We start from the raw sequence: 15,371 nt of genomic DNA on the forward strand, positions 1-15,371 counted from the left end.
TCTGCAGGAGTGCCCGCTTTGTCTGACCATGAATTAAATGATGAATACTGGATGCGTCACGCCCTGACGCTGGCCAAACGCGCCTGGGAAGAGGGCGAGGTGCCGGTCGGCGCCGTGCTGGTGCATAATCATCAGGTCATCGGCGAGGGCTGGAACCGGCCCATCGGCCGCCACGATCCCACCGCGCACGCCGAGATTATGGCGCTGCGTCAGGGCGGGCTAGTGTTGCAAAACTATCGCCTGATTGACGCAACGCTGTACGTTACTCTCGAACCCTGCGTGATGTGCGCCGGCGCAATGGTGCACAGCCGTATTTCCCGGCTGGTGTTTGGCGCCAGGGATGCGAAAACCGGCGCCGCCGGGTCGCTGATTGATGTGCTGCATCATCCGGGCATGAACCATCGGGTAGAAATAGCGGAAGGTGTTATGGCGGAGGCCTGTTCCGGCATGCTGAGCGATTTCTTCCGCTGGCGGCGGGAAGAGAAAAAAGCGCTAAAGCGAGCTGGCCAACAGGCGCAGGATTAATGCCCCATTCCGGGGATTTTTAATTTTGCGTTATCGACCAGCGTTTCGGCGCGAAAGTTAAAAAAGGACCTGGTGTACTGCTCTTCTTTATCCAGCTCATCCGGCATGACCGCCGGATAGTGTTCGCCTAAGGCCGCCATCTGCGCGTCTTTTTTCTCTTTTTCAGAGAGATAGCCCACGAGGCTAATATGATATTTGCGGATATTTTCGACGTAGGCGTAGGCTTCGTGCCCGCGTGCAAAGCCGTACTTCAGTCGGCTGTAGTAGTTTTTCTGGCTTAGCAACGGCAGACGCTGCTTCACATCCGCCCAGCTATTCGGGTTGCCTTTCTGCTTTTTGGTCAGCGCCATCGCGTCAAGCATGTGCGCGTAGCCCATATTATAAGCCGCCAGCGCAAACCAGATGCGTTCGTCCTGTGGGACCGACTCCGGCACTTTATTCATCATGTCCTGTAAATAACGCATGCCGCCGTCGAGGCTTTGCTCGGCGTCGGTGCGATCGGTCAGGCCCAGGCTTTGCGCCGTATTGCGGGTCAACATCATTATCCCGCGAACGCCCGTCGGAGAGGTAGCCTGCGGATCCCAGTGCGATTCCTGCCATGAGATAGCCGCCAGCAGCCGCCAGTCTATCTGTCGGGCGTATTTTTCAAACATCGGCTGCAGGTCAGGTAGAACGCTCTCCACGGCGCGCAGGAAGGTGCGGGTGTCAACGTAGTCAAAATCGTTGCCGTGGCCGAGGTATTTCTCCTCCAGCCTCGCCAGGGTGCCATCTTCGTTAATGTTATTGAAGAAATCGAGCATTGCCGCCGGCAGGGAATTATCTTCACCTTTTTCGCTAAACCAGGTGACCGGCTGTTCGTCGCTGATATCGAGGGCGACGGCCAGCTCCGGGTGGACGCGCTGGAACAGACTGACGGCGACCGAATCAGCGACGGTATAGTCGAGTTTGCCATCGATAACCGCCTGCATCAGCGCCGTCGTGCCGCGCTTATCGTCCACGTGCCACTCAAGGTCGGGATATTTTTGCTTTTTCAATGCCTGGAGATCGTTAATCGCCACGTGTCCGGGAGCGATGGCCAGCTGCGCGGCGGTGATGTTTGCCAGGGTGCGCGGACGCAGGTTGCCTTTGCGATACACCAGCTGTTGCGAAACGGAATAGTAGGTCGGCCCGACCTGATAGTTTTTCACCCGCTCGGAGTTGTAGACCAGCCCGGCTGCCAGCATGTCGGCTTTGCCTTCATCGAGGTCGTCGAATAGCTGGCTGATATTCTGCCTGACGGTGACTTTGAGCTCGACGCCGAGGTAGTCGGCAAACTGCTGCGCCAGCTCATAATCAAAACCGTAGGTCTTGTCATTGATGGTCGCGAAGGTCATCGGCGAATTAATGGTGCTGATTCGCAGTTCTCCGCGCGCCATGATCCCCGCCACGCGGTTTTCTGGTTTTCCCATCCACGGGAGAGACGGCCACAGGGCAGCCGCCAGCAGGAGGGTCACAATGCCGATGAGCAGATAATTAATCTTTAGTTTTTTCAGATAGTTAATCTTCTGCAGCTTCGCGTTCCTCAGCAGATTATGACCAGAAAAAGTAAAAGGTTGTCCTGGAATGAGCGGCATTTTGCTTAAGAATGCGCCAGTTGGCAACTTATTCGCGAGATGAGTCACATTAATTGATAAACCCCGGCAATCATTTTATTTCTACGCAAACGGTTTCGTCGGGGCGCAGGATTCACTATAATGGCGCCCGTTTCCCCCCTGGCTCACCATGAAAGCTTCGAAGACGAGAGACTTATGATGGAAATTTTGCGTGGTTCACCTGCACTGTCGGCATTCCGTATCAATAAACTGCTGGCACGTTTCCAGGCGGCCAACCTTCCGGTCAGCACCATTTATGCCGAGTACGTTCATTTTGCCGACCTCAGCGCCCCGCTCAGCGGCGACGATCGCGAGAGCCTGGCAAGATTGCTCAAGTATGGCCCGAACTTAAGCAGCCATACCCCGACCGGCAAGCTACTGCTCGTTACCCCCCGTCCCGGCACCATCTCTCCCTGGTCTTCTAAAGCTACCGACATCGCCCATAACTGCGGCCTGTCACAGGTTTTGCGCCTGGAGCGCGGCGTGGCGTATTACGTCGAAGCGAGCAGCCTGAATGACGAACAGTGGTCGCAGGTGGCGGCCGAACTGCATGACCGCATGATGGAAAGCGTCTTTGGCGCGCTGGAAGAGGGTGAAAAACTCTTCGCCCACCATCAGCCAACCCCGGTCACCAGCGTTGATCTGCTGGGCCTGGGCCGTCAGGCGCTGATTGACGCCAACCTCCGTCTGGGGCTGGCGCTGGCGGATGATGAAATCGACTATCTGCAGGATGCTTTCCAGAAGCTGGGTCGCAACCCGAACGATATCGAACTCTATATGTTCGCGCAGGCTAACTCCGAGCACTGCCGACACAAGATTTTTAACGCCGACTGGGTCATTGATGGCGAAAAGCAGCCGAAGTCGCTGTTTAAAATGATCAAAAACACCTTCGAGAAAACCCCGGACTACGTGCTGTCTGCTTATAAAGACAACGCCGCGGTAATGGAAGGTTCAGCCGTGGGGCGCTACTTCGCCGACCACGAAACCGGCCGCTACGACTTCCACCAGGAAGACGCGCATATTCTGATGAAGGTCGAAACCCATAACCACCCGACGGCGATCTCTCCGTGGCCGGGCGCGGCGACCGGTTCCGGCGGCGAAATTCGCGATGAAGGCGCCACCGGGCGCGGCGCGAAGCCGAAAGCGGGTCTGGTGGGCTTCTCGGTTTCCAACCTGCGTATTCCGGGGTTTGAGCAGCCGTGGGAAGAGGATTTCGGTAAGCCGGAGCGTATCGTCACCGCGCTGGATATCATGACCGAAGGCCCGCTGGGCGGCGCGGCGTTTAACAACGAATTTGGTCGTCCGGCGCTCAACGGTTACTTCCGTACCTATGAAGAGAAAGTGAGCAGCCACAACGGCGAAGAGCTGCGCGGCTATCACAAGCCCATTATGCTGGCGGGCGGTATCGGCAACATTCGCGGCGAACACGTGCAGAAGGGCGAGATCGTCGTCGGCGCGAAGCTGATTGTTCTCGGCGGTCCGGCGATGAACATCGGTCTTGGCGGCGGCGCGGCCTCTTCAATGGCTTCCGGCCAGTCCGATGCCGATCTCGATTTCGCCTCCGTACAGCGCGACAACCCGGAAATGGAACGTCGTTGCCAGGAAGTTATAGACCGCTGCTGGCAGCTGGGCGACGCTAACCCGATTCTGTTTATCCACGACGTCGGCGCCGGCGGTCTGTCGAACGCGATGCCTGAACTGGTCAGCGACGGCGGACGCGGCGGTAAATTCCAGCTGCGCGATATCCTCAGCGATGAGCCGGGCATGAGCCCGCTGGAGATCTGGTGTAACGAATCGCAGGAACGTTATGTGCTGGCGGTCGCGCCGGAGCAGCTGCCGCTGTTTGATGAGCTGTGCCGCCGCGAACGCGCGCCGTATGCGGTGATTGGCGAAGCGACCGAAGCGCTGCATCTGAGCCTCGACGATACTCACTTTGACGATCGCCCGATCGACCTGCCGCTTGACGTGCTGCTGGGCAAAACGCCGAAAATGACCCGCGACGTGCAGACGCTCAAAGCCCAGGGCCAGAGTCTGGAACGCCAGGGAATCACTATTGCCGACGCGGTGAATCGCGTGCTGCACCTGCCGACCGTGGCGGAGAAAACCTTCCTCGTCACCATCGGCGACCGTACCGTCACCGGTATGGTGGCGCGCGATCAGATGGTGGGTCCGTGGCAGATCCCGGTGGCTAACTGCGCGGTGACCACCGCCAGTCTCGACAGCTACTATGGCGAAGCCATGTCTATTGGCGAGCGCGCGCCGGTGGCGCTGCTGGACTTTGCCGCTTCCGCCCGTCTGGCGGTCGGCGAGGCGCTGACCAACATCGCGGCGACGCAGATTGGCGCGCTCAATCGCGTGAAGCTGTCGGCAAACTGGATGGCCGCAGCCGGTCACCCGGGCGAAGACGCCGGTTTATATGAAGCGGTAAAAGCGGTTGGCGAAGAGCTCTGTCCGGCCCTGGGACTGACCATTCCGGTGGGTAAAGACTCCATGTCGATGAAAACCCGCTGGCAGGAAGGCTCTGAACAGCGCGAGATGACCTCTCCGCTGTCGCTGGTGATTTCCGCCTTTGCCCGCGTGGAAGACGTACGCCGTACCGTCACCCCACAGCTCGTGACTGAAGACAACGCCCTGCTGCTGATTGATTTAGGCAAGGGGAACAATGCGCTGGGCGCGACCGCGCTGGCGCAGGTTTATCGTCAGCTTGGCGATGTGACCGCCGACGTGCGCGATGTCGCGCAGCTGAAAGGCTTCTGGGACGCAATGCAGGCGCTGGTGGCCGAAGGTAAGCTGCTGGCGTGGCACGACCGGTCTGACGGCGGTCTGCTGGTCACGCTGGCCGAGATGGCCTTTACCGGCCACTGCGGCGTCAAGGTTGATATCGCCGCGCTCGGCGAGGATCGTCTGGCCGCGCTGTTTAACGAGGAGCTTGGCGGGGTGATTCAGGTTCGTGCCGCCGACCGCCAGGCGGTGGAAGCGCTGCTGGCCGCTCATGGTCTGGCGGATTGCGTTCACTATCTTGGCCAGGCCACGACGGGCGATTGCTTTGTCATCGAGGCCGACGGTCATCCGGTATTCAGCGAAAGCCGCACAACGCTGCGCATGTGGTGGGCAGAAACCACCTGGCAAATGCAGCGTCTGCGCGATAACCCGGAGTGCGCCGACCAGGAGCACGAGGCGAAAGCCAACGATGCCGATCCGGGCCTCAACGTGAAGCTCTCCTTCGATATCAATGAGGATATCGCTGCGCCTTATATTGCCACCGGCGCGCGTCCGAAGGTTGCGGTGCTGCGCGAGCAGGGCGTGAACTCCCATGTAGAAATGGCCGCGGCGTTCCATCGCGCGGGCTTTGATGCCATCGACGTGCACATGAGCGACCTGCTGGCGGGCCGTACCGGTCTTGCTGACTTCCAGGCGCTGGTGGCCTGCGGCGGCTTCTCCTACGGTGACGTTTTAGGCGCGGGTGAGGGCTGGGCGAAATCGATTCTGTTCAATGAGCGGGTTCGCGACGAATTTGCCACCTTCTTCCATCGTCCGCAAACCCTGGCGCTGGGCGTGTGCAACGGCTGCCAGATGATGTCTAACCTGCGCGAGCTCATCCCGGGCAGCGAGCTGTGGCCGCGCTTTGTGCGTAACCAGTCCGACCGCTTTGAAGCCCGCTTCAGCCTGGTTGAAGTGACCCAGAGCCCGTCTCTGCTGCTGCAGGGGATGGTGGGGTCAATGATGCCGATTGCCGTATCCCACGGTGAAGGGCAGGTGGAAGTTCGCGATGGCGCGCATCTGGCGCAGCTGGAAAGTAAAGGCCTGGTGGCGCTGCGCTTCGTCGACAACGCTGGTAAGGTGACGGAAAACTATCCGGCTAACCCGAACGGTTCGCCGAACGGTATCACCGCGGTGACCAGCGAAAGCGGGCGCGCGACCATCATGATGCCGCACCCGGAACGCGTGTTCCGCACCGTGTCGAACTCCTGGCATCCGGAAAACTGGGGCGAAGACAGCCCGTGGATGCGTATTTTCCGCAACGCGCGTAAACAGCTGGGCTAAAACCGCTCACAAATCGCATTAAGCCTCCTGCCCGCGCAGGGGGCTTTTTTATTGGTGAGGCGTATCGACAGCAGGTGTCGGGGATCGCCGACAAACGCGCTATAGCGGTGTCGTCAAAAGGTGACACTTAACATATTGATTTATAATAGCATTGCTAAACCATTCATCCGTTGTTGCTAATCAGCGACACTTTGCGCGAAAACCGACCATCATCATTCATGCCCATGAATAGTAAAAAGGTATTATATTTCATTGTGTTAATAAGATGTTTTGAAATGTGGCATAGTTCGTGCATAATTATAACCAGTGGCTCATTCACCTTCTTATGTCAGCCCCTTCGGGACGCGCTACATAAACTTCGAATGACGCACAAACAGGTGCCTGCCGTCCAACTCCTGATAACAGCTCCGCTTTATCAGTCATCGGGCGAAACGTCGAGTAAGGCACCGCCTCATTGCTTAATAAAGCCAGGCTCCCGTAGCCTGGCTTTATTATACTCGTCGTCTTTTGTGCTACAGGTGCGTTGGCCGCATCTGTTCACCCCGGTCACTTACTTGAGTAAGCTCCCGGGGATTCTCAGCTTTGCCGCCTTCCTGTAACTCAAAATCCATAGAGTATATTGGGTATATTCAGGTAGCATCGTAGTGAGCTAATGATTGAGACCCTATCCGTGAAGCGACTCTCCCTTTTCCCCCGTTCGCTGCGCCAGCTGGTCACGCTATCCTTCGTGCTGATCCTGCTGCCGCTGCTGGTGCTGGCATGGCAGGCGTGGCAAAGCCTCAACGCGCTGAGCGCGCAGGCGGCGCATATCAACCGTACTACCCTTATCGACGCCCGCCGCAGCGAAGCGATGATTAACGCATCGCTGGAGATGGAACGTAGCTACCGTCAGTACTGCGTGCTGGACGATCCGACGCTGGCGCGGGTCTACCAGAATCAGCGCCAACGCTACAGCGAAATGCTTGATGCTCACGCGGGCGTCCTGCCCGATGAGAAAATCTGGCAGGCGCTGCGTCAGGATCTCGACGATCTGGCCGAGCTGCAGTGTAAAAATAGCGGTCCGGCGGCGAAGTCAGCCGCCAGCCTGGAAGCGTTTGCCTCGGCCAATAGCGACATGGTGCAGGCAACCCGAACGGTGGTCTATTCGCGCGGGCAGCAGCTGCAGCAGGAAATCGCCGAGCGCGGGCAGTTCTTCGGCTGGCAGGCGCTGGTGCTGTTCCTGCTCAGCCTGGCGCTGGTGCTGCTGTTCACCCGCATGATTATCGGCCCGGTGAAGGGCATTGAGAGAATGATCAACCGACTGGGGGAGGGGAAGTCGCTGGACGACGCCGCGCTGTTTACCGGTCCGCGCGAGCTGCGCTCCGTCGGTAAACGCATTATCTGGCTGAGCGAACGCCTTGCCTGGCTGGAATCCCAGCGTCATCAGTTCCTGCGCCATCTTTCCCATGAGCTGAAAACGCCGCTGGCCAGCATGCGCGAAGGGACGGAGCTGCTTGCCGACCGGGTGGCCGGGCCGCTGACGCTCGAGCAGCAGGAGATCGTTGAAATTCTCGATAACAGCAGCCGCAACCTGCAAAAGCTGATCGAGCAACTGCTGGATTACAACCGTAAACAGGCCGATGGCCCGATTGCGCGCGAGACGGTAAACCTGGCCGAACTGGTGGAAAATGTGGTTTCTGCCCATAGCCTGCCGGCAAGAGCTAAAATGATGCATACCGAACTGTTGCTCAGCGAGCGTTTATGCGAAGCGGAGCCCGCTCTGCTGGTGAGCGTCCTGGATAATCTCTACTCCAATGCGGTGCACTATGGTGCTGAATCCGGTAACATTCGCATTCATAGCTATCGGCACGGCGAGCAGGTGCGCATTGACGTCATTAACGACGGCGAGCCGATCCCGCCCGCAGAGAGAAACATGATTTTTGAGCCTTTTTATCAGGGAAGCCACCAGCGTAAAGGGGCGGTAAAAGGCAGCGGTCTGGGGCTGAGCATTGCCCGCGACTGCGTACGGCAAATGCAGGGCGAGCTGAGCCTGGTTGATGATAAATCAGGGCTAATCTGTTTTCGTATCACGCTCCCCGTCGCCGAGTCTGGACAAAATAACGTATAACTATCGGGTGAATATGTCCCACTTCTTCGCACTTGTCCGTCCCCTCAGGGGATGGCTGCTGTCAGGCATGTCCTGCCTGGCGCTGGCGGGATGTTCCGCCTCTACATCACCACACGCCGCGGATGGCAAAACGCTCTCCGCGCTGCCGCAGCATCAGGTCGCCGATTTTCTTTCGGTGGAGTGCGCCGACATCTGGAGCCTGCAAAGCGAGGCCAGTGATAAAAACCCGCTTTACTGGCTGCGGGGAATTGACTGCGCGGACCGCCTTGCTCCGGTACAGGCGCGGGCTGAAGCCCGGCAGCACGATGCCGACAGCTGGCAGGATGCCTTTAAACGCGGCATTTTACTGGCCGATGCCAAAATTACGCCCAACGAACGTCGCGATCTGGTGGCCAGTCTGGATGCCTTCAGCCCGCAAATCGCCGTCCAGGTTCGCCCGCTTTATCAGCTCTGGCGCGATGCCCAGGGCCGGCAGCTTCAGCTGATTGAGGAGCGCTCCCGCTACGCCAAATTGCAGCAGTCAAGCGATGCGGAGCTGGAGACGCTGCGTCAGCAGGAAATTGAACTTCGCAGTCAGCTCGAACTGACGACCCGCAAGCTGGAGAATCTCACCGACATCGAGCGCCAGCTCTCCAGCCGTAAACCCGGCGGGAACTTCAGCCCGGACGCCGGGCACGGCGGTGAGAAGGTCCCGGAGGTGATTCATGACGATCCGTAAACCCGCCCGTCTGCTGCTGGTGGACGACGATCCGGGGCTGCTGAAGCTGCTGGGCATGCGTCTTGTCAGCGAAGGATACAGCGTACTGACCGCCGAGAGCGGGCCGGAGGCCCTGCGCACGCTGAGCCGTGACAAAGTCGACCTGGTGGTCAGCGACCTGCGGATGGACGAGATGGACGGCCTCCAGCTGTTCAGCGAAATCCAGAAGGTTCAGCCGGGAATGCCGGTGATCATTCTCACCGCGCACGGTTCCATTCCGGACGCCGTTGCCGCGACCCAGCAGGGCGTATTTAGCTTTCTCACCAAGCCGGTGGATAAAGACGCCCTGTATAAAGCGATTGATGACGCGCTGGAGCAGAGCGCACCCACCACCGACGAGCGCTGGCGCCAGGCGATTGTGACCCGCAGCCCGCTGATGGAGCGTCTGCTGGAGCAGGCCGGGATGGTGGCGCAGTCGGACGTCAGCGTACTGATTAACGGCCAGAGCGGTACCGGCAAGGAGATTGTCGCCCAGGCAATTCATAACGCCAGCCCGCGCCGCGATAAACCTTTTGTCGCCATTAACTGCGGCGCGCTTCCCGAGCAGCTGCTGGAGTCGGAGCTGTTTGGCCACGCCCGCGGCGCTTTTACCGGCGCGGTCAGCAATCGCGAGGGGCTATTCCAGGCCGCAGAAGGCGGGACCCTGTTTCTTGATGAAATCGGCGATATGCCGGTGGCGCTGCAGGTTAAACTGCTGCGCGTCCTGCAGGAGCGTAAAGTGCGCCCGCTGGGCAGCAACCGCGATATTGACATTGATGTGCGGATTATTTCTGCGACCCATCGCGACCTGCCGAAGGCCATGGCGCGCGGCGAGTTTCGCGAAGATCTGTTTTATCGTCTCAACGTGGTGAATCTGAAAATCCCGCCGCTGGCCGAGCGTACGGAAGATATTCCGCTGCTGGCGAACCATCTGCTGCGCCAGTCCGCCGATCGCCACAAACCCTTTGTTCGCGCGTTCTCCACCGATGCGATGAAGCGGCTGATGGCCGCAAAATGGCCGGGCAACGTGCGCCAGCTGGTGAACGTGATTGAGCAGTGCGTGGCGCTAACCTCTTCGCCGGTCATTAGCGACGCCCTGGTGGAGCAGGCGCTGGAAGGGGAAAACACCGCGCTGCCGACCTTTGTTGAGGCGCGGAATCAGTTTGAGCTCAATTACCTGCGCAAGCTGCTGCAAATCACTAAAGGCAACGTCACGCATGCGGCGCGGATGGCGGGGCGCAACCGCACCGAATTTTATAAGCTGCTGTCGCGCCACGAGCTCGACGCTAACGACTTTAAAGAGTAGCTCCGGATGATGGCGCAAGTTATGATACGGTTAGCAACCGGTTACGCGACTAAAACAGGAACACCATGAAAAAGATTGATGCGATTATTAAACCCTTCAAACTGGATGACGTGCGTGAAGCGCTGGCCGAAGTCGGCATCACCGGGATGACGGTAACGGAAGTGAAAGGCTTTGGCCGCCAGAAGGGGCATACCGAGCTGTATCGCGGCGCGGAGTATATGGTCGATTTTCTGCCGAAAGTGAAAATCGAAATCGTTGTCACCGATGATATCGTCGACACCTGCGTGGATACCATTATCCGTACGGCGCAGACCGGCAAAATCGGCGACGGTAAGATCTTTGTTTTCGATGTCGCGCGCGTGATTCGTATCCGCACCGGCGAAGAAGACGACGCGGCGATTTAAGCTGACAAACCGAATGGCGGCCCGATACTTTCCGGGCCGCCTGCCTTTATCGCTCTGTTTACAGCACCTTGTGCGGGCCGAAGCACTCATAATGGATGTTGTCGCTGCCCACGCCAAGCCCTACCAGCTGCTTCGCGGCAAACTGCATAAACGCCACCGGACCGCAGAGATAGAACTGCATCTGCGGGTCGCCGATCTTGTCGGCCAGGGCCGTTAAATCCATCAAACCTTCGCTGTCAAACGCGCCGGCGTCACGGTCCGCTTCGCTCGGGCTGCGGTACCAGACGTGAGAAGTAAACTTCGGCAGGGTTTCACCCAGCGCTTTCACTTCCTCCGCGAAGGCGTGCACTTCGCCATTCTCTGCCGCGTGGAACCAGTTCACCTGCGCCGGATGCTGTGCTTTTGCCAGCGTGTCCAGCATCGCCAGCATCGGCGTCTGACCGACGCCGCCGGAGAGCAGCGTGACCGGCGTTTCCGGCGCCACGTTGAGGAAGAAATCGCCGGCCGGCGCGGCCAGATAAATCACGTCGCCTTCTTTCGCAGAATCATGCAGCCAGTTTGAAACCTGGCCGCCGTTTTCACGCTTAACCGCAATGCGATAGCCTTTGCCGTCAGGTTTGCGGGTCAAAGAGTACTGACGAATTTCCTGATGCGGAAAGCCTTCCGGCTTCAGCCAGACTGCCAGGTACTGGCCCGGATGGTATTCAGCGACCGCACCGCCGTCGACCGGCTCAAACTCAAAGCTGGTAATCAGCGCGCTGCGCGGCGTTTTTCTGACGATGCGGAACGCGCGGGTGCCTTCCCAGCCGCCGGTTTTACTGGCGCTTTCGCTGTAGATTTGCGCTTCACGATTAATAAAGACGTTGGCCAGCACGCCGTAGGCCTTGCCCCAGGCATCCAGCACTTCCTGACCCGGGCTGAACATCTCGTCAAGGGTGGCCAGCAGGTGGGTGCCGACAATATTGTACTGCTCGGGCTGGATCTGGAAGCTGGTGTGCTTCTGGGCGATTTTTTCCACCGCCGGCAGCAGGGCGGGCAGGTTCTCAAGATTGCTGGCATAGGCGGCAATGGCGTTGAACAGCGCCTCGCGCTGGTCGCCGTTGCGCTGATTACTCATATTAAAGATTTCTTTGAGTTCGGGATTATGAGCAAACATGCGGTCGTAAAAATGAGCGGTCAGTTTCGGACCGGTTTCAACCAGCAGAGGGATGGTGGCTTTCACCGTAGCGATGGTTTGTGCGTCGAGCATAGCAGCTTCCTTTATAGGTTATCTTAATGATGCATTTAAAATGCATCTTATAAAAATAACCCTGCTTTGTAAATGGTTCTTTAACACTTTCCCATAAGGCAGTTACAACATGAATTATTTGCATCACAAACCTGAAAAGAAATCCGTTGATAATCGAAGGTGCTTTATTGCTCAAAGCCTTGTGTAACGCGGAGCCAATCGTTTGCGTAAAATCCTTTGTCAAGACCTGTTATCGCAGAATGATTCAGTTATACTGTGGGCCGTTGTCCAGGTGGACCGCCTTTTTAGGCCGAAATTTTATTGTTAGCTGAGTCAGGAGATGCGGATGTTAAAGCGTGAAATGAACATTGCCGATTATGATGCCGAACTGTGGCAGGCTATGGAGCAAGAAAAAGTACGTCAGGAAGAGCACATCGAACTGATCGCCTCCGAAAACTACACCAGCCCGCGCGTTATGCAGGCGCAGGGCTCTCAGCTGACCAACAAATACGCTGAAGGATATCCGGGCAAGCGCTACTACGGCGGCTGTGAATATGTCGATATCGTAGAGCAGCTGGCTATCGATCGCGCCAAAGAGCTGTTCGGCGCTGACTACGCTAACGTGCAGCCGCACTCCGGCTCCCAGGCTAACTTCGCGGTCTATACTGCACTGCTGCAGCCGGGCGATACCGTTCTGGGTATGAACCTGGCGCAGGGTGGTCACCTGACTCACGGCTCCCCGGTCAACTTCTCCGGCAAACTGTACAACATCATTCCTTACGGCATCGATGAGTCCGGTAAAATTGACTATGAAGACATGGCTAAGCAGGCTCAGGAACATAAACCGAAGATGATTATCGGTGGTTTCTCCGCTTATTCCGGCGTGGTTGACTGGGCAAAAATGCGCGAAATCGCTGACAGCATCGGCGCATACCTGTTCGTCGACATGGCCCACGTTGCCGGTCTGATCGCCGCTGGCGTTTACCCGAACCCGGTTCCGCATGCTCACGTCGTGACCACCACTACTCACAAGACCCTGGCCGGTCCGCGCGGCGGCCTGATCCTGGCGAAAGGCGGCAGCGAAGAGCTGTACAAAAAACTGAACTCTGCCGTATTCCCGAGCGCCCAGGGCGGCCCGCTGATGCACGTTATCGCGGCGAAAGCCGTTGCGCTGAAAGAAGCGATGGAGCCGGAGTTCAAAGTTTACCAGCAGCAGGTAGCGAAAAACGCGAAGGCAATGGTAGAAGTGTTCCTGAACCGCGGCTACAAAGTGGTTTCCGGCGGCACTGAAAACCACCTGTTTCTGCTGGATCTGGTCGATAAAAACCTGACCGGTAAAGAAGCTGACGCTGCGCTGGGCCGTGCTAATATCACCGTCAACAAAAACAGCGTGCCGAACGATCCGAAGAGCCCGTTTGTGACCTCCGGCATCCGTATCGGTTCTCCGGCGGTCACCCGTCGCGGCTTTAAAGAAGCGGAAGTGAAAGAGCTGGCCGGCTGGATGTGCGACGTGCTGGACAACATCAATGACGAAGCGGTCATTGAGCGCGTGAAGGGTAAAGTGCTGGATATCTGCGCACGCTTCCCGGTTTATGCGTAAGCGTTAGCGTTGACATCAAAAAGGCCGCTGATGCGGCCTTTTTTGCGTCTGTTGATTAGCGGCGGTCGAGCGAAATCGCCCCGGGACCGGTTATCGCCAGCAGCAGGAAGGCGCCGGCAATACTGATGTTTTTCCAGAAGTTAATCATGTTCGGCAGAACTGCATCGCCGGTCATATCCCAGTAGTGATGGCCAATCACCGCGGTACCGAGGGTATAAAAAATAAAGATCACCGCCAGCGGGCGGGTGAAAAAGCCCAGCACAATTAAAATGGCCGCCGGCACTTCCATAATAATGGCAATGATGGCCGCAAGCGTTGGCATCGGCGCGCCGGAGGAGGCCATGTACTGCACCGTGCCGCTAAAGCCGAGCAGCTTGGGATAGCCGAAAAGAATAAACAGCACCACCACCGCGATACGCGCAATCAGCAGCAGCAGAGAGCGGGAGGAGCCAAAGTCAAAGTAGCGTAGAGTGTTCATAATCAGCTCGTTATGAGAGACGTGTGATTTAAACGTAATACACAAATTTGCGCTCCGCCACGTCCGCTGACGATTAACGCAGCGTTTGCAGCTGTTCCTCCACGTACAGATAACCGATCCCCATCAGCTGCTGGGCGCGGGTCAGTTTGCCAAAGCCGATTTGAGTGGCGTGCGCTCGCGGCGTATCGCCGTGGTCAAAGGGATTAAAGCCGGTTTGTTTAACGATACTTTCCAGCCATTGTTCGCCAAAGGCGCAGCTGCGTCCGTATAGCCAGATCTGATTAATATTCAAAATATTTAAGAAATTATAAAGGCTTAAGCCAATGGCGTTGGCCGCGCTATCAACCCATGCGCGAATATGCACGTCTCCCTGTTCCCAGGCTTCAATGAGCGATGCCGTGGTTAATTGCTCGGGAGAGCGCTGCGCTTCCGGCTGCGTTTTGAGCCACATCCGCGCCTGCTTTTTCAACGCGCTGAGGGACGCTACGGTTTCGAGGCAACCGTATCTCCCGCAGTCGCAGGCCTTGCCGTCAGGATTCACAATCGTGTGTCCTATCTGCCCGCTGCCGTAGAGGCTTCCTCGATAAATCTGATCGTTAATCACAAATGACGAGCCGATACCGTAATCGACGTTAATCACGCAAAAATCCGGCTGTATACCCTGATGCTGCCACTTCTCCGCCAGCGCCAGCATCACGCAGTCATTATCCACCCGCACCTGCACGCCGAGCTGTTCCTCCAGCAGATACTTTATTTCAATCGGCGTTTTCCAGCGCGCCTGGGGCATGGTTTGTGACACCCCGGTTACCGGATCAACCTGCCCATGAACGCCAAGCGCGAGATTGATGCTGTGCTGCGGGTAGCGGCGGTGTATACCTCGCCAGCATTCCACGATGGCCTCCAGAAGGGCCTGCGGCGTGGGGGCATCGATGGGCAAATGCTGGTGGCCGTCAACCGCCAGCAGTCGGGCATCGGCAAGCTGATACTCAATGCTGGTCGGCGTGATGTTCATGCATAGCGTCCAGGCACCGTGTTCGGGGATCTGGTAGCTTCCGCTGTTTACGCCGCGCTTGCTCATTTTTTCCGTGGAATGGCCGATCAATCCCTCGCTAAGCAGTTCGGCAAGAATGTTGCTCACAGCCGGAATAGAGAGCCCGGTGAGCTGGGAAAGCTGGGATTTACTGAGCTGTTTCTCCCGCCAGAGGTGGGAGAGAAAAATAGATTTGTTGGCCTGCCTGACCCGGGCGTTATTCAAACCGGTGCGCTGCATACACTTAACTCCCTTAACTATATTGCGTGAGCGTTGCGCATT

11 protein-coding genes are annotated in these 15,371 nt (G+C 57.6%); 7 read left to right on the top strand and 4 right to left on the bottom strand.

The genetic code is table 11. The annotated features are described in order from the left end of the window. Positions 1-18: 18 nt before the first annotated feature. Entirely contained in the window at positions 19-525 is a 507-nt protein-coding gene (gene tadA, locus ACESQ2_RS20095; RefSeq protein ID WP_014230397.1) for a tRNA adenosine(34) deaminase TadA, read from the top strand. Here the strand turns inward: tadA and mltF are convergent. Next, positions 522-2,138: a membrane-bound lytic murein transglycosylase MltF gene (gene mltF, locus ACESQ2_RS20100; protein WP_014839219.1), complete on the bottom strand. Its 1,617-nt coding sequence runs from the start codon at positions 2,136-2,138 to the stop codon at positions 522-524. The two genes, tadA and mltF, sit on opposite strands and share 4 nt — an antisense overlap. A gap of 174 nt (positions 2,139-2,312) precedes the next feature. Here mltF and purL point away from each other — a divergent pair, with 174 nt between their 5' ends. From purL to glnB, 5 genes are all read left to right on the top strand, one after another. Further along, the gene (gene purL / locus ACESQ2_RS20105; RefSeq protein WP_373171158.1) at positions 2,313-6,200 is read left to right on the top strand and encodes a phosphoribosylformylglycinamidine synthase; all 3,888 of its coding nucleotides are present in this window, start codon (positions 2,313-2,315) and stop codon (positions 6,198-6,200) included. A gap of 670 nt (positions 6,201-6,870) precedes the next feature. Beyond that, positions 6,871-8,307 (top strand): HAMP domain-containing sensor histidine kinase, encoded by a 1,437-nt coding sequence (locus tag ACESQ2_RS20110; RefSeq protein ID WP_088941783.1) that lies wholly within the window; start codon positions 6,871-6,873, stop codon positions 8,305-8,307. A gap of 13 nt (positions 8,308-8,320) precedes the next feature. Then, a complete protein-coding gene (qseG, locus tag ACESQ2_RS20115; protein ID WP_049069711.1) occupies positions 8,321-9,025 on the top strand; it encodes a two-component system QseEF-associated lipoprotein QseG in 705 nt (234 codons plus the stop codon). Beyond that, positions 9,012-10,349: a two-component system response regulator GlrR gene (gene glrR / locus ACESQ2_RS20120; RefSeq protein WP_014230390.1), complete on the top strand. Its 1,338-nt coding sequence runs from the start codon at positions 9,012-9,014 to the stop codon at positions 10,347-10,349. Before qseG ends, glrR begins: the two co-directional genes overlap by 14 nt. Positions 10,350-10,414: 65 nt before the next feature. Continuing rightward, positions 10,415-10,753 carry a nitrogen regulatory protein P-II gene (gene glnB, locus ACESQ2_RS20125; protein ID WP_002914032.1) on the top strand — a complete coding sequence of 113 codons (339 nt, stop codon included), beginning with the start codon at positions 10,415-10,417 and terminating at the stop codon, positions 10,751-10,753. A 58-nt stretch (positions 10,754-10,811) separates the two neighbouring features. Here the strand turns inward: glnB and hmpA are convergent, their stop codons facing one another. After that, entirely contained in the window at positions 10,812-12,002 is a 1,191-nt protein-coding gene (gene hmpA, locus ACESQ2_RS20130) for an NO-inducible flavohemoprotein (RefSeq protein ID WP_014839214.1), read from the bottom strand. Between the two features lie 325 nt (positions 12,003-12,327). On the opposite strand from hmpA, the gene glyA reads away from it, so the two are divergent. Further along, on the top strand, positions 12,328-13,581 hold the full coding sequence (gene glyA, locus ACESQ2_RS20135) for a serine hydroxymethyltransferase (protein WP_009654385.1): 1,254 nt from the start codon (positions 12,328-12,330) through the stop codon (positions 13,579-13,581). A gap of 55 nt (positions 13,582-13,636) precedes the next feature. On the opposite strand, the gene ACESQ2_RS20140 is transcribed toward glyA, so the two are convergent. Beyond that, positions 13,637-14,059 carry a DoxX family protein gene (locus ACESQ2_RS20140; protein ID WP_025106587.1) on the bottom strand — a complete coding sequence of 141 codons (423 nt, stop codon included), beginning with the start codon at positions 14,057-14,059 and terminating at the stop codon, positions 13,637-13,639. Between the two features lie 73 nt (positions 14,060-14,132). Next, positions 14,133-15,329 carry an ROK family transcriptional regulator gene (locus tag ACESQ2_RS20145; RefSeq protein ID WP_025106588.1) on the bottom strand — a complete coding sequence of 399 codons (1,197 nt, stop codon included), beginning with the start codon at positions 15,327-15,329 and terminating at the stop codon, positions 14,133-14,135. Positions 15,330-15,371: the final 42 nt, after the last annotated feature.

Origin of the sequence: Klebsiella sp. Q11, from assembly GCF_964241505.1 — a bacterium.
Classification (GTDB): Bacteria; Pseudomonadota; Gammaproteobacteria; order Enterobacterales; family Enterobacteriaceae; genus Klebsiella; species Klebsiella michiganensis.